Source organism: Streptomyces sp. NPDC008313 (assembly GCF_042956125.1).
Taxonomy (GTDB): Bacteria; Actinomycetota; Actinomycetes; order Streptomycetales; family Streptomycetaceae; genus Streptomyces.
Genome location: NZ_JBIBFR010000003.1, coordinates 160,198 through 180,763 on the forward strand (window position 1 = coordinate 160,198; position 20,566 = coordinate 180,763).

16 protein-coding genes are annotated in these 20,566 nt (G+C 71.9%); 6 read left to right on the forward strand and 10 right to left on the reverse strand.

Going from position 1 to position 20,566, the window contains the following annotated elements; genetic code table 11:
* Positions 1-33: 33 nt before the first annotated feature.
* On the reverse strand, positions 34-1,173 hold the full coding sequence (locus tag ACFY93_RS05520; protein ID WP_391353804.1) for a DNA glycosylase AlkZ-like family protein: 1,140 nt from the start codon (positions 1,171-1,173) through the stop codon (positions 34-36).
* A 190-nt stretch (positions 1,174-1,363) separates the two neighbouring features.
* On the opposite strand from ACFY93_RS05520, the gene ACFY93_RS05525 reads away from it, so the two are divergent.
* On the forward strand, positions 1,364-2,182 hold the full coding sequence (locus tag ACFY93_RS05525) for an SAM-dependent methyltransferase (protein ID WP_391353805.1): 819 nt from the start codon (positions 1,364-1,366) through the stop codon (positions 2,180-2,182).
* A gap of 85 nt (positions 2,183-2,267) precedes the next feature.
* Here the strand turns inward: ACFY93_RS05525 and ACFY93_RS05530 are convergent, their stop codons facing one another.
* Entirely contained in the window at positions 2,268-3,188 is a 921-nt protein-coding gene (locus ACFY93_RS05530) for a Scr1 family TA system antitoxin-like transcriptional regulator (protein ID WP_391353807.1), read from the reverse strand.
* A gap of 232 nt (positions 3,189-3,420) precedes the next feature.
* Complete coding sequence (locus ACFY93_RS05535) at positions 3,421-3,651, reverse strand: DUF397 domain-containing protein (protein ID WP_391353808.1); 231 nt, start codon at positions 3,649-3,651, stop codon at positions 3,421-3,423.
* 282 nt (positions 3,652-3,933) lie between these two features.
* On the opposite strand from ACFY93_RS05535, the gene ACFY93_RS05540 reads away from it, so the two are divergent.
* Positions 3,934-4,407, forward strand: a complete 474-nt coding sequence (locus ACFY93_RS05540) for a hypothetical protein (RefSeq protein ID WP_391353810.1) — start codon at positions 3,934-3,936, stop codon at positions 4,405-4,407.
* A 66-nt stretch (positions 4,408-4,473) separates the two neighbouring features.
* On the opposite strand, the gene ACFY93_RS05545 is transcribed toward ACFY93_RS05540, so the two are convergent.
* Both ACFY93_RS05545 and ACFY93_RS05550 read right to left on the reverse strand, forming a co-directional pair.
* Positions 4,474-6,222: an FAD-dependent monooxygenase gene (locus ACFY93_RS05545; RefSeq protein WP_391353812.1), complete on the reverse strand. Its 1,749-nt coding sequence runs from the start codon at positions 6,220-6,222 to the stop codon at positions 4,474-4,476.
* Positions 6,223-6,282: 60 nt separating this feature from the next.
* Positions 6,283-7,959, reverse strand: coding sequence for an FAD-dependent oxidoreductase (locus tag ACFY93_RS05550; RefSeq protein WP_391353813.1), 1,677 nt, complete (start codon positions 7,957-7,959; stop codon positions 6,283-6,285).
* Positions 7,960-8,277: 318 nt separating this feature from the next.
* On the opposite strand from ACFY93_RS05550, the gene ACFY93_RS05555 reads away from it, so the two are divergent.
* From ACFY93_RS05555 to ACFY93_RS05565, 3 genes are all read left to right on the forward strand, one after another.
* A complete protein-coding gene (locus tag ACFY93_RS05555) occupies positions 8,278-9,789 on the forward strand; it encodes a hypothetical protein (protein ID WP_391353815.1) in 1,512 nt (503 codons plus the stop codon).
* 434 nt (positions 9,790-10,223) lie between these two features.
* A complete protein-coding gene (locus ACFY93_RS05560) occupies positions 10,224-11,042 on the forward strand; it encodes a polysaccharide deacetylase family protein (protein WP_391353816.1) in 819 nt (272 codons plus the stop codon).
* Positions 11,043-11,077: 35 nt separating this feature from the next.
* A complete protein-coding gene (locus tag ACFY93_RS05565) occupies positions 11,078-11,530 on the forward strand; it encodes an SRPBCC family protein (protein WP_391353818.1) in 453 nt (150 codons plus the stop codon).
* Positions 11,531-11,583: 53 nt separating this feature from the next.
* Here ACFY93_RS05565 and ACFY93_RS05570 read toward each other — a convergent pair whose 3' ends face one another.
* The 5 genes from ACFY93_RS05570 to ACFY93_RS05590 form a co-directional block, all read right to left on the reverse strand.
* On the reverse strand, positions 11,584-12,738 hold the full coding sequence (locus tag ACFY93_RS05570) for an XdhC family protein (RefSeq protein ID WP_391354142.1): 1,155 nt from the start codon (positions 12,736-12,738) through the stop codon (positions 11,584-11,586).
* Between the two features lie 131 nt (positions 12,739-12,869).
* A complete protein-coding gene (locus tag ACFY93_RS05575) occupies positions 12,870-14,327 on the reverse strand; it encodes a solute carrier family 23 protein (protein WP_391353819.1) in 1,458 nt (485 codons plus the stop codon).
* Positions 14,328-14,654: 327 nt separating this feature from the next.
* A complete protein-coding gene (locus tag ACFY93_RS05580; protein ID WP_391353820.1) occupies positions 14,655-17,039 on the reverse strand; it encodes a molybdopterin cofactor-binding domain-containing protein in 2,385 nt (794 codons plus the stop codon).
* 1 nt (position 17,040) lies between these two features.
* On the reverse strand, positions 17,041-17,625 hold the full coding sequence (locus ACFY93_RS05585) for a 2Fe-2S iron-sulfur cluster-binding protein (protein ID WP_391353822.1): 585 nt from the start codon (positions 17,623-17,625) through the stop codon (positions 17,041-17,043).
* Positions 17,625-18,515 (reverse strand): FAD binding domain-containing protein, encoded by an 891-nt coding sequence (locus ACFY93_RS05590; protein ID WP_391353824.1) that lies wholly within the window; start codon positions 18,513-18,515, stop codon positions 17,625-17,627. Before ACFY93_RS05590 ends, ACFY93_RS05585 begins: the two co-directional genes overlap by 1 nt.
* Positions 18,516-18,799: 284 nt before the next feature.
* Here ACFY93_RS05590 and ACFY93_RS05595 point away from each other — a divergent pair, with 284 nt between their 5' ends.
* On the forward strand, positions 18,800-20,500 hold the full coding sequence (locus ACFY93_RS05595; protein WP_391353826.1) for a PucR family transcriptional regulator ligand-binding domain-containing protein: 1,701 nt from the start codon (positions 18,800-18,802) through the stop codon (positions 20,498-20,500).
* Positions 20,501-20,566 lie beyond the last annotated feature (66 nt).

A 20,566-nucleotide genomic window follows, 5' to 3' on the forward strand; every position in this document is an offset into this window, starting at 1 on the left:
CGCTGAGGGGGGAGGAACCGGGGCGGTGGCGCCTCAGCCGCGGGGCGCGCGCACGGGGCCGAAGCGGATGTCGTACGACGCCGTGGGCGCCATCGTCCTCAGCATCCGCTCGCCCTCGGCGGTCACCTCGCGCCGCCGGTCGGTGCCGAGGTCGCCGAACTCCTCCACGACGAGGACGACTTCGGGACCGTCCGTGCCCTTGCGGCGTTCGTCGAGGCGCCACAGGCCCGCCAGGAAACCGTCGACGAGCAGGGTGCGGTACGCCTGATTGCCCGACCAGTGGCGGCCCTTGTACTCGGGGGGCACCACCCGGGAGCGGTCGGCGTGCGAGAGGAGCAGGTTGTCGAACTCGGGCAGGAAGCGCGGCGGGGCCGGGGTGTCCTCGTGCGGGCGGGGCGCGTCGGGGAGGTCGAACAGCTCGACGCCGTGCTCGTCGCGGAAGGTGAGCAGCCGGGGCCGCAGCCGCTCGAAGGCGTCGCGCAGCCGGGTCATCCCGGCCCATGCCTGCATGTCCTTCACGGAGGCGGGCCCGAAGGCGCCGAGATAGCGCAGCACGGCCGCCTCCGGGCCCGGGGACGGCTCGGCGGGGCGGCCCAGCCAGTGCTCGGCGGTGGTGAGCGCGACCTGGCCGGCGCGCTCCCACAGACCGCGCGGGGTGACCTGGACGAGCGGCAGCCGGCAGCGCGCGGCGACCGAGAGGGCGAACGGGTCGGCGTCCGGCCATTCGACGAGCAGCGCCTCCCGCAGCTGCTTCATGGTGCGGGGTTCGGCCTCGACCAGCTCGCGGCTGATCGCGGCGAGCCGGTCCAGGTCGACACCGGCGAGTCCCTTGCGGAACGAGTGGAGTTCGCGGTCCCGTGCGCTCTGGACGAACGGGCGCAGCGTGAGGGCGTCGTCGGCGGTGTGGGTGTGGATCGTGGAGCGCATGGTGACGATGCGGACGACCTCGCGTGCGGCCATCGGCGCCGACAGCCGCTCGGGGGTGAAGCCGTCCAGCCGTGCGGCGAGCGCGTAGTACGGCGGTTTCACGTTCTGTGCCTGGAGGCCGAGCAGGTGCTCGACGGCCTGGACGGCGGACAGCCCGGACCGGCGCAGGAGGAGCTGGCGGGCGAGCGTCGCGCGGCCCAGGGCGCGGGGGCCGAGGACGGGTGCCGCCGGGGTCGTCTTGGTCATGCCCCGCACGGTAACGCGGGTCGCGGACACCTACTGTCCGCGATTCCCGCCTCGCACCGCCAACTCCCGCAACCTCACGTGAAATTTCGCGTTCCGGGCTTGGCCAAGGTCTGGAAGGCGCGGGTTCGGAGTCCCTAGGATGGTGTGCCTGCCGCGCCGGGCCGACGGGCGGCACGGGTCTGGGGGAAAGATGCCACACGGCGAGCAGCAACTGTCCACGTCGATCGACGCGGGCGTGCCGACCGCGGCGCGGATGTACGACTTCTACCTCGGCGGCAAGGACAACTACGCGGCCGACCGCGAGGCCTGCGCGGCGCTGGACAAGGAAGTCCCCAGCACGCGCGCGCTCGCCCTGAACAACCGCCGCTTCCTGCAGCGCGTGGTCCGTACGCTCGCGAAGGACTACGGCATCCGGCAGTTCATCGACCACGGTTCCGGCCTGCCCACGCAGGACAACGTGCACCAGGTCGCCCAGCAGATCGCCCCCCGGTCGCACGTGGTGTACGTGGACAACGACCCGATGGTCCTGGTGCACGGCCGGGCCCTGCTGGAGCAGGACGAGCGCACGACCGTCATCCAGGCCGACATGCGGGACACGGACGGGATCTTCTCCCACCCGGACACCGAGCGGCTGATCGACTTCTCCCAGCCGGCCGCCGCGCTGTTCGTCTCGGTGATGCACTGCATCCCCGACGGCGAGGACGGTCCGCCGGCCCTCGCGCGCCGGGTCGCCGAACGGCTCGCGCCCGGCAGCTTCATGGTGATGTGCCAGCTCGTCAGTGAGGACGCCCACGTCCGGAAGTTCGTCACGGACTTCATGGACCGCACCACCGGCGGGCACTGGGGGCGGGTGCGCCAGGAGAAGGACGTGGCCGGCCTCTTCGACGGTCTGGACATCCTGGAACCGGGGCTGGTGGAGGTCTCCACCTGGCGGCCGGACTCCGAGGTGGTGCCCCGTCAGCTCACGCACGAGTGGATCGAGTTCGGCGGCGTCGGCCGCATCCCGTAGTCACGAGTCACGGCACCGCCGGGGGCGCCCGTGACCCGGCGGCCACGCGCGCCGTCGGTCCGGCCGGACCGGCGGCGCCGTCGTGTCACGAGCCCGCGTACCGCTGCTTCACCGTCTCGCGGAGCAGGTCGAGGGACTCCCTGGGGTCGAGCGCCTCGTCGGCGAGGCGGTCGAGGGCGAGGCGGTACTCCTCGGTCTCGTCCCGGTCCTCCAGGAAGTTGGCGCTCCTGATGTGCTCCAGGTACACGATGTCGGAGAGGTCCTGACCGCCGAACCGCAGATAGGTGATGGGGATCCCGGGCGCCGAGGCGTGCGTGACGTCCAGCGGCACGATCTGCACGGTGATGTGGGAGCGCTGGGCCATCTCGATCAGGTGCTCCAGCTGCTCGCGCATCACCTCGCGGCCGCCCAGCACCCTCAGCAGCACCGACTCGTCCATGACCGCCCACAGCCGGGGCGCGTCCTCCCGCTCCAGCAGGGCCCGGCGGCGGGTGCGCAGCTCGACGCGCCGCTCCACCTCGCCGGCGGCGGCCGTCGGCAGACCGCGCTGCACGACGGCCTGCGTGTAGGCGGGGGTCTGCAACAGGCCCGGCACGTACTGGATCTCGAAGGTACGGATCGTGCTGGCCGCCTCCTGCAGTCCGACCAGCCGGTCGAACCACTCGGGCATGAGCCGGTTGTCGTAGCGCTGCCACCAGCCGGGCTCCCCCGCGCGCCGCAGCAACTGCAGTATCAGTGACGTCTCGTACTCGCCGGCCTCGTAGGCGCGCAGCAGTCCGCGCACGTCGCTCTCGGCCGGCGGGCGCCGGCCCTTGCCCGCCTCGATGCGGCAGAGCTTCGCCGCGCTGCACTTGATGGCGCGGGCCGCCTGCTCCTGGGAGAGGCCCTTCTCCGCGCGCATACCGGCCAGTTGGACGCCCACGAGCATCTTGAGCAGCGTCGGAGCCGGTTCACTGCGGCTCAGGTACGGCTCGAGACGGGAGATGCGATGCGACTCGGCAGCCATGCGGTCTCCAGCTCAACGGCAGAATTCAGAACTGCATTGTCTCACCTGGCCGCCCGCGTGGGGTACTCAACGGTAACTGATAGGGCACGCTCCGTTTCAGCCGCGGGGTGCCGGGCTCCCCGGTGCGCGCGCCGGTGTCACGGCCGCCCGCCTCACCGGCGCGGGGGCGCCGGTGACGCCGCGGGAAACCCCGCCGGGCCCGGGCCTGCCCGCCCGGCGCCCGACTCCCCTGTCACAGAAGGTGGTCGAAGTCCCCGTCCTTCGCGCCGCCGAGAAAGGCGACCGCCTCGGCGCGGGTGTACACCAGGGCGGGGCCGTCGGGGTCGCGGGAGTTGCGCAGCGCGATGCTCCCGTCGGCGAGGGCCGCCACCTCGACGCAGTTGCCCTCGGCGTTGCTGCGCCGGCTCTTGGTCCAGTTCACGTCCAACCGGCTCGCGCTGACGCCGTTTTCCACTGATTGCACGACACCACTCCTGCTCAGGGTCCGTTCCGTCCCGCGACCGGCCCGCCCTTCCCCACGCCTGCTCCTGTACGGAAGCCCGGTTTCCACGGCCGCTTCTCCTGCAATTTTCCCTGCAATTGCACGAGACATGCTGACGGCGTGGATAATAGCGGTGCCGACGGTCGCTCGCCGACCCTCGGTCCCGACTTCCTTCCGGGGGGACATCGTGCGGTCACCCGCAGACAACGATCACCACTTACGCGACGCCCTCACCCCGACGGTGCCGCCACAGCTGGAGGTGTCATGGGAACGCCGTTGAAGACCGTGAAGCGTGTGCCGTGGAGCCGGCTGCAGGACTCCAACGGCCCTGCCTCGGCGGCCATTCCGGCCCTGCTGAACCTGGTGGCCTGGGGCAACGCGGCCGCGGCCGAGTCCGCCCTGCACGACCTGCGCGAGCGGGTCTGCCAGTACGGGTTCGTCGTCCAGGAGGCCACGACGGCCACGGTGCCCTTCCTCTGGGAGCTCGTCCAGGCCCCGCACATCACCTGCCGGGCCGACGTCCTGACGCTGCTGAAGGACATCTACGAGGCCCGCCAGTGGGAGGACCTGGTCTCCGCGGGACCCGCGCCGCGCGGCTACGAGGACCGCGTCCGCTGGGAGCGGGACGCCCGCGAGGCCGTCCGCGCCGGAATCGCAGCCGCCCAGGCCCTGCGCGGCGACCCGGACACGGTGATCGCCCGGGCCGCCGCGGAGCTTGCACAGGCCCTCGCCGCCTAGGACCGGCCTCTCGTCCGGCTCAGGCCGGATCGCGGGCCGGCGGAGGGCCGGCGGAAGGCCGTGCCCTCAGAACAGCTTGGACCCCTTCAGCCTCGCCTTGACGGCCTCCCGGCCGTTGCCCAGCACCAGGCGCCGGACGACGGGGTCGGCCTCCGTCGCCGCCCAGCGGACCATCCTCAGCAGGTTCTTGGGCTGCGGATTGAGGAAGCGCACGTCCCGCTCCGCGTAGCCGAAGTGCTTGGGGACGAAGTCCGCCGACTGCAGCCGGTCGTACAGCAGATCTGCCGCGTCCGGCGCCCGTACGGCCCCCGCTTCGACCGCCTCGCACTGCTTGACCATGGTCTCGTACAGCTCGGCGAAGCCGTCGTGGTCCGGCCAGTACAGGCCGGGGTAGGGCACGTCCTCCAGATCGACGAAGTGCCGGTCGCGGCCGTCCTTGCGGTACTTGGTGAGGGCGCTCTGCATCCGGTACACGCCCGCGTTGGCCCCCCACGCCCAGATCCTGAAGACGGCGCTCCACAGGTCGTAGTCGCACCAGGAGATGAAGGCGGAGTTGACCAGTGTGTCGTTGTAGTCGAACAGCGACTGCTGCAACCGGTCCACGGGGGCGAACCGTTCACCCGAGAAGTCGTCGTCCTTGACGGCGGCGAGCAGCCGGTAGGCGAGCACGTTCAGTGCCTCGGTCGTGTTGGACAGCCCGCGGGAGAAGAGCGGGTCCAGGAACCCGGCCGCGTGCGAGAGCAGGAACCAGCGGTCGCCCGCGGTCTGCTTCGAGGAGTACTGCAGCCGCCCGGTCGACGTCCACTCGCGGACCGGCCGCATCCCCTCGTACTGCCGGGCGATGTCCGGGAAGGCCGAGGCGAGCCGGTAGAAGTCCTCCTCCGCGCTCATGCCGTCCGGCTTCGGGTAGCGCCGCGGGTCCACGGTCATGCCGACGCTGCACAGCGGGTTCTTGGACCACTTGTTGTTGTTGAAGCCGATCACCCAGCCCCAGCCGCGTTCGAACATGTGGTGCACCGTGCCCTCGTACCAGGGCACGGGCGGCCGCTGGCTCTGCGGGAGGTGGTCGAAGAGCCGGTCCGTGGGCGTCAGTCCGACCACGTGGTTCCAGATGGAGCGGGAGTGGTGCTTGAACCGGCAGGGATCCTCCCGCAGACCGAACTTGTCGGCCACCGGCGAGCGGAACCCGCTGGCGTCCACCAGATACCGCGCCCGGTACTCGCCGCCGCGGCCGGAGAGGGTGACACCCGACCCGTCGAAGTCGATGTCGGTGACGAAGAAGTTCTGCCGGGCCGCGCAGCCGTACTTGACCGCCACCTGGAAGAGGTAGGAGTCGGTGTCCTGGCGGAACAGGTGGGCCGCCTCGTGCAGCAGCTGGGGCGGCGTGTTGAACTCGTTGACCTCGCGCGGGTTCTGCGGGGCGCCCTCGTGGTGCAGCAGGAACCCGAAGTGCCGTTTGACGCCGAAGCGCGGGCCGATGGTGCGGGTGGTGTCGGTGAACGAGGCGAGCGCGGCGATCTCGGGGACGTCGTAGCGCTCGGCGAGGGTCCGCAGCGACACCAGGGTGAACGGGATGGTCGACTCGCCGATCGCGAAGCGCGGGTGCGAACCGGCGTCCAGCAGCAGGACCTTGGCGCCGTGCCGGGCCAGGATCGCCCCGAGCAGCGAGCCCGCGATGCCGGACCCGAGTACGGCGACGTCGTACGTCTGTTTCTGGGACGGTGTCCCGGCCGAACCGTCCCGCTCGCGGGACTTGCCCGGTGTGCCGTTCCTCTCCGTGTGATCGCGGTGTTGCGGTGTGCCCGTTGAGTCCATGTGCTCTCTCCTAGTCGTCGGCTCATGAAGGTCGGCGGCGCGCACAGGACGTCGGCGCGCTCAGCCGGGACGGCGCGGGCCCCGAAGGCGCTCCCTGAGCAGCCCGCCCATGGCGCCCTTCAACAGGTCACCGACCTCGTCGGGAGCCTCGGTACGGACCCAGCGGGCGGCCCGCACGATCCGCGCGGGGGTGTTGTGGAAGAACCGGTCGGTCCGGTCCCCCAGGCCGAGGGAGGGCGGCAGGTAGTCCGCCTCCCCGAGGGTGTGGAACAGGCGGTCCGCCGCCGAGGCCGGCGTGCGGGTGCCCGCCTCGACCTCCTCGCACAGCGCACGGGTCAGCGGCCCCAGCGCGTTGAAGTGGGCGCTGCCGGGGAACGGCGAGCCGGGGTGGCGGGTCTGCTCCTGGTCGCGGAACACGGAGTCGTCACCGCTCCTGCCGTACGCGGCGCACAGGTTCTCCACAGCGAGCGCGCCGAACACGGTGCTCACCGTCCAGGTGCGGACCACCGCGTTGAACAGATCGAAGTCGCGGAAGGCGACGAAGGAGGAGTACGCGAGGTCGTCGTGGGCGGCGAGCAGACCGCGCTGCAGGTCCTCCACGTACCGGAACCGCTCGGTCGACCAGTCGCCGTCACGCGCGGCGTCGATCAGCCGTCCGGCGAGCGCGCCCACGATCTCGAGGCTGTGGCCCAGGCCCCGCGAGTAGAGCGGGTCGACGAACCCGGCGGCGTGCGAGGCCAGGCAGTACCGCTCCCCCACGATGTGCCGCGAGGAGTACTGGAGGCGCCCGGCCGAGGTCCACGGGCGCACCGCCTCGGCGTGGCGGAACTGCGGGGCGATGTCGGGGAAGCGGGCGAGGAACGCCTCGAACTCCTGCTGCGGCGGCAGGCCGCCGGCCGGGTGCCGGCGCGGGTCGAGGACCAGGCCGACGCTGCACCGGCGGTTGGCGGACCGGGGCTGGTTGCCGAAGGGGACGACCCAGAGCCAGCCGCCGTCGAAGACGTGGTGCAGGGTGCCCTGGTGCCAGGGGCTCGGCCGGTCGTGGTGGCGCCCGGCCGGCGTCTCGTCGTACGGGGTCACGCCCGTCATGTGGGTGAACAGGCCGCGCGAGCGGTGGCGCAGCCCGGGCGGGTCCTCCCGCAGTCCCAGCGCGCGGGCGACCGGCGCGTCGCGGCCCGCGGCGTCGACCACGTACCGCGCGCCGAACTCCTCGCCGCCGCCGGTGCCCAGGGTCACCCCGGCGCCGGGGTCGACGCGCACCGCGCCGACGCGTGCCCCGCTCCCGATGCGCACCTCGGCCCCGTACCGCCGGGCCAGCTCCAGCAGGTGGGCGTCGATGTCCTCCCGGAAGAGGTGCGGGCCGTCGGGGACGACGGAGGGGTTGACCACCTGGTAGATCTCGCCGGGGTGCTGGCGCAGGCCCTCGCGGTGGTAGACGAAGCCGAGGTTGCGCAGCACACCGCAGTGCGGCGAGACCTCGCGCTGGATGTCCTTGAGGCTGGTCAGGGACTCGAGTTCGGGGATGTCGTAGCGCCGGGCGACGAGACGCAGCAGCGCCGACGCGTACGGGACCATCGACTCGCCCACGGCGAACCCGGGCCGCTGCCTCGCCTCCAGGAGAAGGGTGCGCACGCCGTTGCGGGCCAGCACCGCCGCGAGCAGCGAGCCCGCGAAGCCTCCTCCGACCACGGCGACGTCGTACGCGTACGCCGCGCTCGGGCTGTCCTTGCCGGTCACCTTCACATGCCTCACCGCCGCTGGGCACAAGGAATTCCCTACGTGTTTAATTCTACACACGTTGAGTTTGCCGTAAAGGGGGCGCGAGGGAGGGTGGGGCGGCTCCCGGGCGGGCGGGTGGGAGGCGGAGAGATCGCCGAGGTCAGCCCCGTGGACGGGGCGCGCCCCGGCGGGCGGAGCGGTCGCAGCAGCGCTCGCGGCCCGTCTCGCCCCGTGAGACGATCAGAAGGTGTCTGCGGCAGGCATATCGCGATCACTCTCCTGCGGGTTCGTCACCGGCCACGCGCCGGACGGGCCCCGACGCGAAGGACGATCGTCATGCCCGACGACACAGACGCTGAAGTCGTGATCCGCGCCCTCGCCGAGGTCGGGGTCGACTTCAGCATCCCGAAATCAGCCCTCGTCGACTTCCTGGGGAACGCCGAGTTCACGCCGTATCCGGCGATGTCCGCGGCCCTGCTCAGGACGCTCGACAGCCGCAAGCTGAAGCGCCCGGTCTTCCTCGACGTCATCGTGTTCAACTACGAGCACTCGCCGGGCGAACCCTCGCCCCGCCGGATCGAGGACGTCGACACCGACACCCTGGAAGCCGCGGTCCTCGAAGGCTTCAACAACCGTTACGCGCAGCAGGAATCCGCTTTCTCCGGGCTGCTGAAACCGCTGGACGTGCCACAGCCGCCGGTGCAGCCTCCCCAGACGCTCGCCATGGCCGCCGAGGGCACCGTGAGGACCCAGGAGGGCGTCACCCTCGTCGACACGGACAACCCCCGGGTCGAGGTCACGGCCAGGCTGATCACGGTGAACTCGGAGGCGGCGCACGCGATGGTGCCGCAGGAACTGCTCCGGCAGAACAACGGCTGGCGGTTCACCAACGGGGATGTCCGGCTCTCCGTCAGCAACGGCGAAGCGGACGCCGGTCCGCGGCCCGTCCGGGCCGGATCCCTGAGTGACGGCGCCCTCGCCTGGCCCACCGTGGACGGAACCTTCAGCGGCGCCACCGGGGCGGAGGTCAGGCTGCAGTCCCGGATCCGGGTCGGCTACCGGCCGGTCGACGTCAAACTGCTCATCGAGGGCCCCAAGGGCTTCGCCGCCAACTCGGCCGCGCAGGGCCACATCGCGCTCGACCCGGAGGTGCTCCTCGTCCCCGTCGAGGTCGCGCGCTTCTTCTCCGACGCCGTCCCGGTGTCGAACATCTCGATGACCGGCCAGATGGCGCTGTGGGACCAGGTGCCCGTCATCAACGAGACGACGAACTTCCGGAGCCTCGACGGCAGCACGGGCGAGCTGAGGCTCGCCGAACGCAAGTGGGACGTCTGGCCCGTGCTCGACGGCGAGGGCCTCTACACGCACCTCGGCTGGGTGTCGCCCGACAGCATCTGGGGAAGGGCGAAGATCAGGTTCCGGCTGGTCAACTACATCGACATCAAGACCGACAACGTGCACGCCGCTCCGGTGGCCGGAGAAGGCAAGGACGACAGGCGCCTGCGAGAGAACGACGACACTCTCTCCGCCCACCCGCAGCACATCTCGGACAAGCGGGTGGTCAAGGTGATCTTCATGCACCGGATAGCGCCCCCGGACGCCCCGCAGATCGGCCAGGCCCTCATCGGAACCGGCTGCGTCGGCATCGCCGCCGGAGCGTCGGACAAGTTCGCCGACATCGCCCACGAGATCGGCCATCTGATCACGGGCTCCCAGACGCACACCGACAACATCACGCAGCCGGACAACGTCATGAACGATCCGGGTCCGGGCACCACGATCACGGACACACAGGTCGGGCAGGCACGGGAGTGGGCGAAGAGCTTCGCCGACTTCTGGGCGCACTGACACTCCAGCCATAGATGTGGATCTCCATGGGTGGAGGGCGGCTCGGCGTCGGTGGTGGCCGGCATGTCGTCAGTCCACTCCAGGCCCTAGTCACCGTGGCCGTGATCCGGACGTGGAGTGTGATCGAGTCGTCGGGAAGCTGACGGCGTGAGGCCGGCGGCAGCGCGAGCCGATGGCCGTCGGGATCCATCCGCTCAGCCGCCCACGCCGCCTCCTCCCGGGGCGGCGCGGCGACGGCCGACGGCAGCCGAACCTCGGGATCAACTACTGGCGGCTTCCGGGCCACCTCGGCGTCACCCGTACGGCGGGCGCTGGGCAGACCCCGGACGGGTGGCGGGCGCCGTGAGACGGGCGCGAAGCGGGCGCGAAGCAGACCTTGAGCAGACGCGAAGCCGCTATACACTACATGTATACATGCTGTGTATAGTCCGCCTATGCCTTCATCGACAAGGAAGAGGGGAAAGGCGGCGGCCGGGTTCCGTGCCGCCGTTCTTCTCGCCGCGGCGGCCACACTCCTGCTGCCGCTCACGGGCTGCTCGTCCCTCGACACGACCGCGCCGAGCACCGCCCGCGCCCACGCCGCGACCGACGCCGGTGCCGGCGCCGGTGCCGGTGCCGACGCCAAGAACGCCTTCGGCACCGTCGACTGCCGCCGCGCCAAGTGCGTCGCGCTGACCTTCGACGCCGGACCGAGCGAGAACTCGGCACGGCTGCTCGACATCCTCAAGGAGGAGAAGGTCCCCGCGACCTTCTTCCTGCTCGGCAAACGGCACATCGAGAAGTACCCCGAGCTGGTCACCCGGATGGCCGACGAGGGACACGAGGTCGCGAGCCACACCTGGGACCACAGGATCCTCACCCGGATCGAGCCGGACGAGATACGCGAGGAGCTGAGGCGTCCGAACGACGCGATCGAGCGGCTCACGGGCCGGCGTCCCACCCTCATGCGCCCGCCGCAGGGACGCACGAACGAGACGGTGCACGGGATCTGCCGGGAGATGGGCCTCTCGGAGATCCTCTGGAGCGTGACCGCCAAGGACTACACGACGGACGACTCCGCCCTGATAGAGAAGCGGGTCCTGCAACAGGTCTCGCGGGACGGCATCATCCTGCTGCACGACATCTATCCGGGCACCGTGCCCGCGGTGCCCGGCATCATCGAGGCGCTGAAGGAGCGGGGGTACGTTCTCGTCACGGTCCCGCAGCTGCTGGCCCCGGGCAAGGCCGAACCGGGGAAGGTGTACCGGCCCTGAGCGCGCGCGGGCGCGTCCGTGCCTACGATCGGCCCGTGGCCCACATCCTGCTGGAACGCGCGACGCACCATCCTGTCGAACAGGCCTGGCTGCGCATCACCGACTGGGAGCGGCACGCCGACACGGTCCCGCTGACCTCGACGACCGTCCTCACACCACCGCCGACCCGGGTGGGGACGGTGTTCGTGGCGCGCTCGGGGGTGGGGCGGGCCGGGTTCGACGACCCGATGGAGGTCACCGTGTGGGAGCCGCCGCGGGACGGACGCCCGGGCAGATGCCGGCTCGTCAAGCGCGGCAGGGCGGTGACGGGCTGGGCGGAGCTCACCGCGCACCCGGCCGCCGGAGGGGGCTCACGGGTGGTCTGGTCGGAGGAGCTGCGGGTGCGGTGGCTGCCGGCGTTCTTCGACGGGCCGCTCGCGTGGGCGGCCCGGAGGATGTTCGGACGCGCTGCGGACGACCTCCTGAGCGGCCCCTCGCATCCGTCGTGACCGCTCCCCACCGCCTCGCCCCGCCTCCGCCGTGACGCCCCGGCTCGCCCGGCTCAGGCCACCGAACCGATCCGTCGCGCCCTGCCCTCGGCCGTCCCGTCGTGGTGGATCGGGGTGTGGGCGCCGGTGAGGGAGACACCGCTGCCGCCGCGCCGGTCGGCGACGATCTCCGCCGCGATGGACAGGGCGGTCTCCTCGGGCGTACGGGCACCCAGGTCGAGGCCGATCGGGGACCTCAGCCGGGTCAGCTCCAGCTCGCTCACGCCGACCTCGCGCAGCCGCTCGACGCGGTCCAGGTGGGTCCGGCGGGAGCCCATCGCCCCGACGTAGGCGACGGGCAGGGTGAGCGCGAGCCGCAGCAGCGGGACGTCGAACTTGGCGTCGTGCGTCAGGACGCACAGCACGGTCCGGGCGTCGACCTCCGTGCGCTCCAGGTACGTGTGCGGCCACTCGACGACGATCTCGTCGGCGTCCGGGAAGCGGGCCCGGGTCGCGAAGACCGGACGGGCGTCGCAGACCGTGACGTGGTAGCCGAGGAACGCGCCGACCCTGACCAGCGCCGACGCGAAGTCGATCGCGCCGAAGACGATCATCCGGGGCGGCGGGACCGACGACTCGACCAGCACCGTGAGCGGTGCTCCGCAACGAGAGCCCTGCTCTCCGATCTCCAGGGTCCCGGTGCGCCCAGCGTCCAGGAAGGCACCCGCCTCGCCCACCACCGTCCGGTCCAGCTCGGGATGGCCGCCGAATCCGCCCTCGTACGAGCCGTCGGGGCGGACGAGGAGCGCGCGCCCGAGCAGTTCGGCGGGCCCGGAGACGATCCGGGCGACGGCGGCCGTCTCCCCCGCCGCCGCGGCGGCCAGCGCGGCCGCGGCCACCGGCCGTCCGGGGTCCGAGGCCCGTACCGGGACGACGAGGATGTCGATGACGCCGCCGCAGGTCAGGCCCACCGCGAAGGCGTCCTCGTCGCTGTATCCGAAGCGCTCCGTGACGGCTCTGCCGTCCTGGAGGGCCTGCTCGCACAGCGCGTACACCGCGCCCTCCACGCAGCCGCCGGAGACCGAGCCGATCGCCGTGCCGTCGGCGTCGACGGCCAGGGCGGCGCCCGGCCGGCGGGGCGCGCTGCCTCCGACGGCCACCACGGTGGCCACGGCGAAGTCGCGTCCCTGCCCGACCCACCGGTGCAGCTCCTCGGCGATGTCCAGCATGTCCCGCTCTCCCGTTCTTCCTGTCTTCATTGTGTTCCCCGCCGGCCGCGGAGGAGGCGTCCCGGGCACCCCCGGGGTCACTCCGGGGGCACCCGCGCCCCCGGATCGCTCCCGGAGGCGTCCGCGCGGCTCTAGTGGACGCCCATCCAGCTCTCGATCGGGTTCAGGGCGAAGTACACGAGGAAGACCACCGTGAGGCCCCACATGAACGCCCCGATCTCCCGTGCCTTGCCCTGGGCGACCCTGATGGCGACGTAGCTGATGACGCCGGCCGCGACGCCCGCGGTGATGGAGTACGTGAACGGCATGATCACCACGGTCAGGAAGACCGGTATCGCCGTCGCGCGGTCGGCCCAGTCGACGTGCCGTGCGTTCATCATCATCATGGCGCCGATGACGACGAGCGCGGCGGCGGCCACCTCTCCCGGCACGATCGCCGTGAGCGGGGTGAAGAACAGGCAGGCCGCGAAGAACAGTCCGGTGACGACCGAGGACAGGCCGGTGCGCGCGCCCTCCCCGACACCCGTCGCCGACTCGACGAAGACGGTCTGACCCGACGCCCCGGCGACGCCGCCCACGGCACCGCCCGCCCCGTCGATGAACAGCGCCTTGGACAGCCCCGGCATCCGGCCCTGCCTGTCGGCGAGCCCGGCCTCCGTGCCGACGCCGATGATGGTGGCCATCGCGTCGAAGAACCCGGCGAGGACCAGCGTGAAGACGATCATGCCGACGGTCATCGCGCCCACGTCGCCCCAGCCTCCGAACTCGACGTCCCCGAAGAGCGAGAAGTCCGGCATGGAGACGGCGCCGCCGTGCAGTTCGGGGGCGCCGCTCGCCCACTGGGCGGGGTCGATGACGTCCAGTGCGTTCAGGACGACCGCGAGGACCGTGCCGGAGACGATGCCGATGAGGATGGCGCCGGGGACGTTGCGGGCCTGCAGCATGAAGATCAGCAGCAGGGTCGCCGCGAAGAGCAGGACGGGCCAGCCGGCGAGTTCCCCGGCCGGGCCGAGGCTGACCGGGGTGGCCTTGCCCTGGTGGACGAAGCCCGCCTTGTAGAAGCCGATCAGGGCGACGAACAGGCCGATGCCCATGGTGATGGCGTGTTTCAGGGCCAGCGGGATGGCGTTCATGATCATCTCGCGTAGCCCGGTGACGACGAGCAGCATGATGACGACGCCGTAGAGCACGCACATGCCCATGGCCTGCGGCCAGGTCATGGCCGGTGCCACCTGCGAGGACAGCACCCCGGAGACGGAGAGCCCGGCGGCGAGGGCCAGCGGCACCTTGCCGAAGAAGCCCATGAGGAGCGTGCTGAAGGCGGCGGCGAACGCCGTCGCGGTGATCAGGGCCTGCCGCCCGAGTGTGTCCCCCGCGACGTCCTTGCCGGACAGGATCAGGGGGTTGAGCAGCAGGATGTACGCCATCGCCATGAAGGTCGTGACGCCGCCGCGCACCTCACGCGCGAGCGACGATCCCCGCCGGCTGATGTGGAAGTACCGGTCGAGCCAGGACCGGCCGGCCGGGACACGGCTGCCCGTGCCCGCGTCCTCCGCCGCGGCCTTCGGCTCTAGTGACTGCTGGGTCATGTGGGGCCTACTCCCAAGGTTCAAAGGGACACCCGCGTCGAACCGCCGTGGCGGTAACGGGATTTGGGAAGGTGCTGTGGCCGCACGACCCGGGGGACGGCCCGAGGCGAACGAGGGGATCGACGGTGACACATGGGCGTCGCGTCGGTCATGGTGGTGCTGTGGTGGTGGTGGTGCGTTGGAGCGGTGGTGCTGTGCTGGTGGTGCGGTCGGGCCGGCGCCGGGCTCCCGTATGGACGACGGGGGGGGCCTGCGCCGTGGGTGCCGTCGCCGTGTCCGCGCGGCCCCGCGTCGGCGGGGACGGGCGGGCACGGCCACGGCGGTCCGTCACGCCGTGCCGGTGAGGTGTTCCGGCCGTACCGGCGTCCGGTCGAGCTCCAGACCCGTCGCGTTCCGGATCGCCGCGAGGACGGCCGGGGTGGACGACAGGGTCGGGGCCTCGCCGATGCCGCGCAGCCCGTACGGGGCGTGGTGGTCGGCGAGTTCGAGCACGTCGACGGGGATGGTCGGCGTGTCGAGGATGGTGGGGATCAGGTAGTCGGTGAAGGAGGGGTTGCGCACCTTGGCGGTCTTCGGGTCGACGACGATCTCCTCCATGACCGCGATGCCCAGGCCCTGGGTCGTGCCGCCCTGGATCTGGCCGATCACGGACAGCGGGTTGAGCGCCTTGCCGACGTCCTGGGCGCAGGCCAGTTCGACGACCTTGACGAGCCCCAGTTCGGTGTCCACCTCGACGACGGCGCGGTGCGCGGCGAACGAGTACTGGACGTGGCCGTTGCCCTGGCCGGTCCGCAGGTCGAAGGGTTCCGTGGGGCGGTGCCGCCACTCGGCCTCGATCTCGACGCTCTCGTCCCCCAGGACGTCCGCCAGGCCGGCGAGGACCTCGCCGCCGTCGGTGACGACCTTGCCGCCCTCCAGCAGCAGTTCCGCCGTCGCCCACGCCGGGTGGTAGGTGCCGAACTTGCGGCGGCCGATCTCCAGGACCTTCTCGCGGACCAGCTCGCAGCTGTTCCTCACGGCGCCGCCGGTGACGTACGTCTGGCGTGACGCGGACGTCGAACCGGCGCTGCCCACCCGGGTGTCGGCCGGCTGGATGGTCACCTGGGCGACGCCGAGCTCGGTGCGGGCGATCTGCGCGTGCACGGTGACGCCGCCCTGGCCGACCTCCGCCATCGCGGTGTGCACGGTGGCGACCGGCTCGCCGCCGACGACCTCCATGCGGACCTTGGCGGTCGAGTAGTCGTCGAAGCCCTCGGAGAAGCCGACGTTCTTGATGCCGACCGCGTATCCGACGCCGCGGACGACGCCCTCGCCGTGCGTGGTGTTGGAGAGGCCGCCGGGGAGCTGGCGGACGTCGGCGCCCTCGGAGCTCTCCCACTGCCGCTCCGGTGGCATCGGCATCGCCTTGACGCGGCGCAGGAGTTCGGCGACCGGGGCCGGGGAGTCGACCGGCTGTCCGGTCGGCAGCAGGGTGCCCTGCTCCATGGCGTTGATCCTGCGGAACTCGACCCGGTCCATGCCGACCGCGTCGGCGAGCTTGTCCATCTGCGCCTCGTAGGCGAAGCACGCCTGAACCGCGCCGAAGCCGCGCATGGCGCCGCAGGGCGGGTTGTTGGTGTAGAGGGCGATGGCCTCGATGTCGACGTCGTCGATGACGTACGGTCCCGCCGACAGGGAGGAGGCGTTGCCGACGACCGCGGGGGACGCCGACGCGTAGGCGCCGCCGTCGAGCACGATGCGGCACTTCATGTGGGTCAGCTTGCCGTCGCGGGTGGCGCCGTGCTCGTAGTGGAGTTTCGCGGGGTGGCGGTGGACGTGACCGAAGAACGACTCGAAGCGGTTGTAGACGATCTTGACGGGCTTGCCGGTGCGCAGCGCCAGCAGGCAGGCGTGGATCTGCATCGACAGGTCCTCGCGGCCGCCGAACGCGCCGCCGACCCCGGAGAGCGTCATCCTGATCTTGTCCTCGGGCAGTCCGAGGACGGGCGCGATCTGGCGCAGGTCGGAGTGGAGCCACTGGGTGGCGATGTAGAGGTCGACGCCGCCGTCCTCGGCGGGTACGGCGAGACCGGACTCGGGGCCGAGGAAGGCCTGGTCCTGCATGCCGAAGGTGTAGTCGCCGCGGACGACGAAGTCGGCCCTCGCGGCCGCCTTCCGGGCATCGCCGCGCACGATCGGCTGGCGGTGCACGATGTTGGGGTGCGGGACGTGGTCGATGTGGTGGTCGGTGCGGTTCTCGTGGAGGAGGACCGCGTCGGGCGCGGTCGCGGAGGCCTCGTCGGTGATGACCGGAAGCTCGCGGTACTCCACCCTGATGCGGGCAGCGGCGCGGCGGGCGGTCTCCGGGTGGTCCGCGGCGACGATGGCGACGGGCTCGCCGTGGTGGCGGACCCTGCCGTGCGCGAGGACCGGGGTGTCCTGGATCTCCAGGCCGTAGTGCCGCACCCCGGTCGGCAGGTCGTCGTAGGTCATGACGGCGTGGACGCCGGGCAGGGCGAGGGCCTCGGAGGTGTCGATGGACACGATCTCCGCGTGGGCGACGGTGGAGCGCAGGATCTGGCCCCAGAGCATGTCCTCGTGCCACATGTCGGACGAGTACGCGAACTCGCCGGTGACCTTGAGGGTGCCGTCGGGGCGGAGCGTGGACTCGCCGATGCCGCCCTTGGTCGTGCTGCCCTGCGTGATCCTGGTGGGGGTTCCGGTGGTTGCCATGTCAGACCGCCTCGGACTGCCGGGCGGCCGCGAGGCGGACCGCGTCCATGATCTTCTCGTAGCCGGTGCAGCGGCACAGGTTGCCCGAGAGCGCCTCGCGGATGTCCGCGTCGGTCGGCGTCGGGTTGTGCTCCAGCATCTCGTCGGCGGCGACGAGCAGGCCGGGGGTGCAGAAGCCGCACTGGACGGCGCCGGCGTCGATGAACGCCTGCTGGATGGGCGCCAGTTCGGTGCCCCCACCGGTCTGCGAGTCGGAGCCGCCCTTGGCCTGCCACCGCTGGGCCTCGTCGAGCGAGGTGCCCGCGGAGCCGCAGGCGCCCGTGGCGCAGGAGCGCTGCTGGGCGAAGTCCGCCAGGCCCTCCACCGTGACGACCTCACGCCCCTCGGCCTGGCCGGCCGCGACGAGGCAGGAGCACACCGGGACGCCGTCGAGGCGGACGGTGCAGGAGCCGCACTCGCCCTGCTCGCAGGCGTTCTTGGAGCCGGGCAGGCCCAGGCGCTCGCGCAGGACGTACAGCAGGCTCTCGCCCTCCCACACGTCGTCGGCTTCCTGCGGACGCCCGTTGACCGTGAAATTGACGCGCATCAGGCGACTCCCTCCGTACGGGCGGCCGTGCCGCGGTAGGACTCCCAGGTCCAGGTCAGGGTGCGGCGGGCCATGATGCCGACGGCGTGCCGGCGGTAGCTCGCGGTGCCGCGGACGTCGTCGATCGGGTTGCAGGCGGCGGCGCAGAGGTCCGCGAACTGCCCCGCGACCGACGGGGTGATGATCCGCCCGTTGTCCCAGAAGCCGCCTTCGTCGAGCGCGGCGTTCAGGAAGTCCTCGGCGGCCCTGGCGCGGACGGGGGTCGGCGCGGCGGATCCGATGCCGGTGCGGACCGTACGGGTCCCGGGATGCAGCGCGAGACCGAACGCGCAGACGGCGATGACCATCGCGTTGCGGGTGCCGACCTTGGAGTACTGCTGCGGTCCGTCGGCCTTCTTGATGTGGACGGCCCTGATGAGTTCGTCGGGGGCGAGGGCGTTGCGCTTCACGCCGGTGTAGAACGCGTCGATCGGGATGCGCCGCGAGCCCCGTACGGACTCCACCTCGACCTCGGCGCCTGCCGCGAGGAGCGCCGGGTGGGCGTCGCCCGCCGGGGACGCGGTGCCGAGGTTGCCGCCGACGCCGCCGCGGTTGCGGATCTGCGGGGAGGCCACGGTGTGGGAGGCGAGGGCGAGGCCCGGAAGCTCGGCCCGCAGGTGTTCCATGATCGCGCTGTACGGGACGGAGGCGCCGAGCCGGACGGTGTCCTCGCCGACCTCCCACTCGCTCAGTTCGCCGACGCGGTTCAGGTCGAGGAGGTACTCGGGCCGGCGGTGGTCGAAGTTGATCTCGACCATCACATCGGTGCCACCCGCAATCGGCACAGCGGTGGGGTGCTCGGCCTTCGCGGCGAGCGCCTCCTCCCAGCCGGCTGGGCGAAGGAAGTCCATGATCGGCTCTCTTCTTCGTATGGTGAGTCGCTTCGTTCAAGCCAGATCGTGTGCGGCGGGCCCGGCTCGTTCATGAGTTGTTCACGCGGAACGCCGTCAGTACACAGGGCTGTCCGGCAGCCGAGTCAGTCACTGAAACCATGAAGGAGTTGGCTGGCCAGGGAGGCCATCTTGTAGATTCGTATGAACGGAGGACATCAGTAACCTCCTGGTCTTCCTCCGGGAACGGGCGCCACAGCCGCGTGACCTGGAACACTTCGAGACAAAGAACGGCGGCGACGAGAATGCGGCTGCGCGCACTGCTGGACACCGACGCGCTGGGCCTGCGGCTGCTCGGCGGCGAGGACGAGCTCGACCGCACCGTGCGCGGTGTGATGACCACGGACCTCAAGGACCCGAGCCGCTATCTGTCGGGCGGCGAACTGGTGCTCACGGGCCTGGCCTGGCGGCACGACACCCGCGCGTTCGAACCCTTCGTACGCATTCTCGCAGGCGCGGGGGTCGCCGCGCTCGCCGCCGGTGAGGCGGAGCTGGGCGACATCCCGGAGGATCTGGTCCTGGCCTGCGCCCGGCACCGGCTGCCGCTGTTCGCCGTCAACGAATCGGTGGCGTTCGCGACGATCACCGAGCACGTCGTCCGGCAGGTGTCGGGCGAGCGCGCCGGGGATCTGGCGGCCGTGGTGGACCGGCACCGCCGGATGATGACCTCGGGCCCGGCGGGCGGCGGTCCGGACGTGGTCCTCGACCTGCTCGGATCCGACCTGGACCTGCGTGCCTGGGTCGTCTCCCCCACCGGGCGCCCGATCGCGGGCTCGAAGCTCGCCGGCCCCGCGCTGCCCGAGCCGGTGCGGGCCGAGCTGGCCGCCGAGCACCTCGCGGCGACCCGCTCGGGCCGCCGCGCGCCGCACCGGGTGACGGTGGGAGCCACCACGTACTCGCTGTTCCCGGTCCGCGGCTGGGGGCACCGCCCGCCGGCGGCGGGTGCGGGACGCGCGGCGGAGCCGGTACGGGACATCCGCGAGAGCGTGCTGTCCGACTGGCTGCTGGCCGTGGAGGCGGACGCGGGCGACTGGCCCGAGGAGCGGCTCGACCTGCTGCAGGGCGTCACCCAGCTGATCGCCGTCGAACGGGACCGGCGGGACGCGGCGCGCACGGTGCGCCGGCGGCTGGCCCAGGAGGTGCTGGAGCTGGTACAGACGGGCGCCGCGCCCGCGGAGATCGCGGCCCGGCTGCGGGTCGCCGCGCCGGTGCTGCTGCCGGGGCTGGGCGCCGCGCCGCACTGGCAGGTCGTGGTGGCCGAGGTCGAGTGGGACGGCGGCGGTGTCGAGGGCGGGCCGGTCGCCCAGTCGCTGCTGGAGGAGATCCTCGTCGATCCGACGGCCGCCGGTCCCGAGCCCTCGGACCGGATCGCCGTCGCCCACACGGGTGGCGAGGCGATCGCGCTCGTGCCCCTGCCCGCCGTCTCCTCCGAGCACGACGGCTCGGAGACCGGGCTGCTCGCCGACGCGCTGCTGGCCTCCGTGCGCGCCCCGCTGTCGGCGGGTCTGGACGGCGACGGGCGCCTCACGCTCGGCGTCAGCGCCGCCGTGCACTCCGCGGAGGGGCTGCGCGGCGCCCTGGAGGAGGCCCGGCACGCCCGGCGGGTGGCGGCGGCGCGCCCCGGCCGGGTGTGCGCGGCCGGGCATCAGGAGCTGGCCTCGCACGTGCTGCTGCTGCCGTTCGTGCCCGACGACGTCCGGCGGGCCTTCACCGCGCGGCTCCTTGACCCGCTGCGCGACTACGACCGGCGACACCGCGCGGAGCTGATCCCCACCCTCGGTGCGTTCCTCGACTGCGACGGCTCGTGGACCCGCTGCGCGGCCCGGCTGCATCTGCACGTCAACACGCTGCGCTACCGGGTGGGCCGTATCGAGCAGCTGACGGGCCGCGATCTGTCGCGGCTGGAGGACAAGCTGGACTTCTTCCTGGCCCTGCGGATGAGCTGACGGGCCGCCCGCCGTGCACCGCCCGGAGCGCACGCCCCGGCCCCGCCGGGGAGGTGCCGCGCCGGG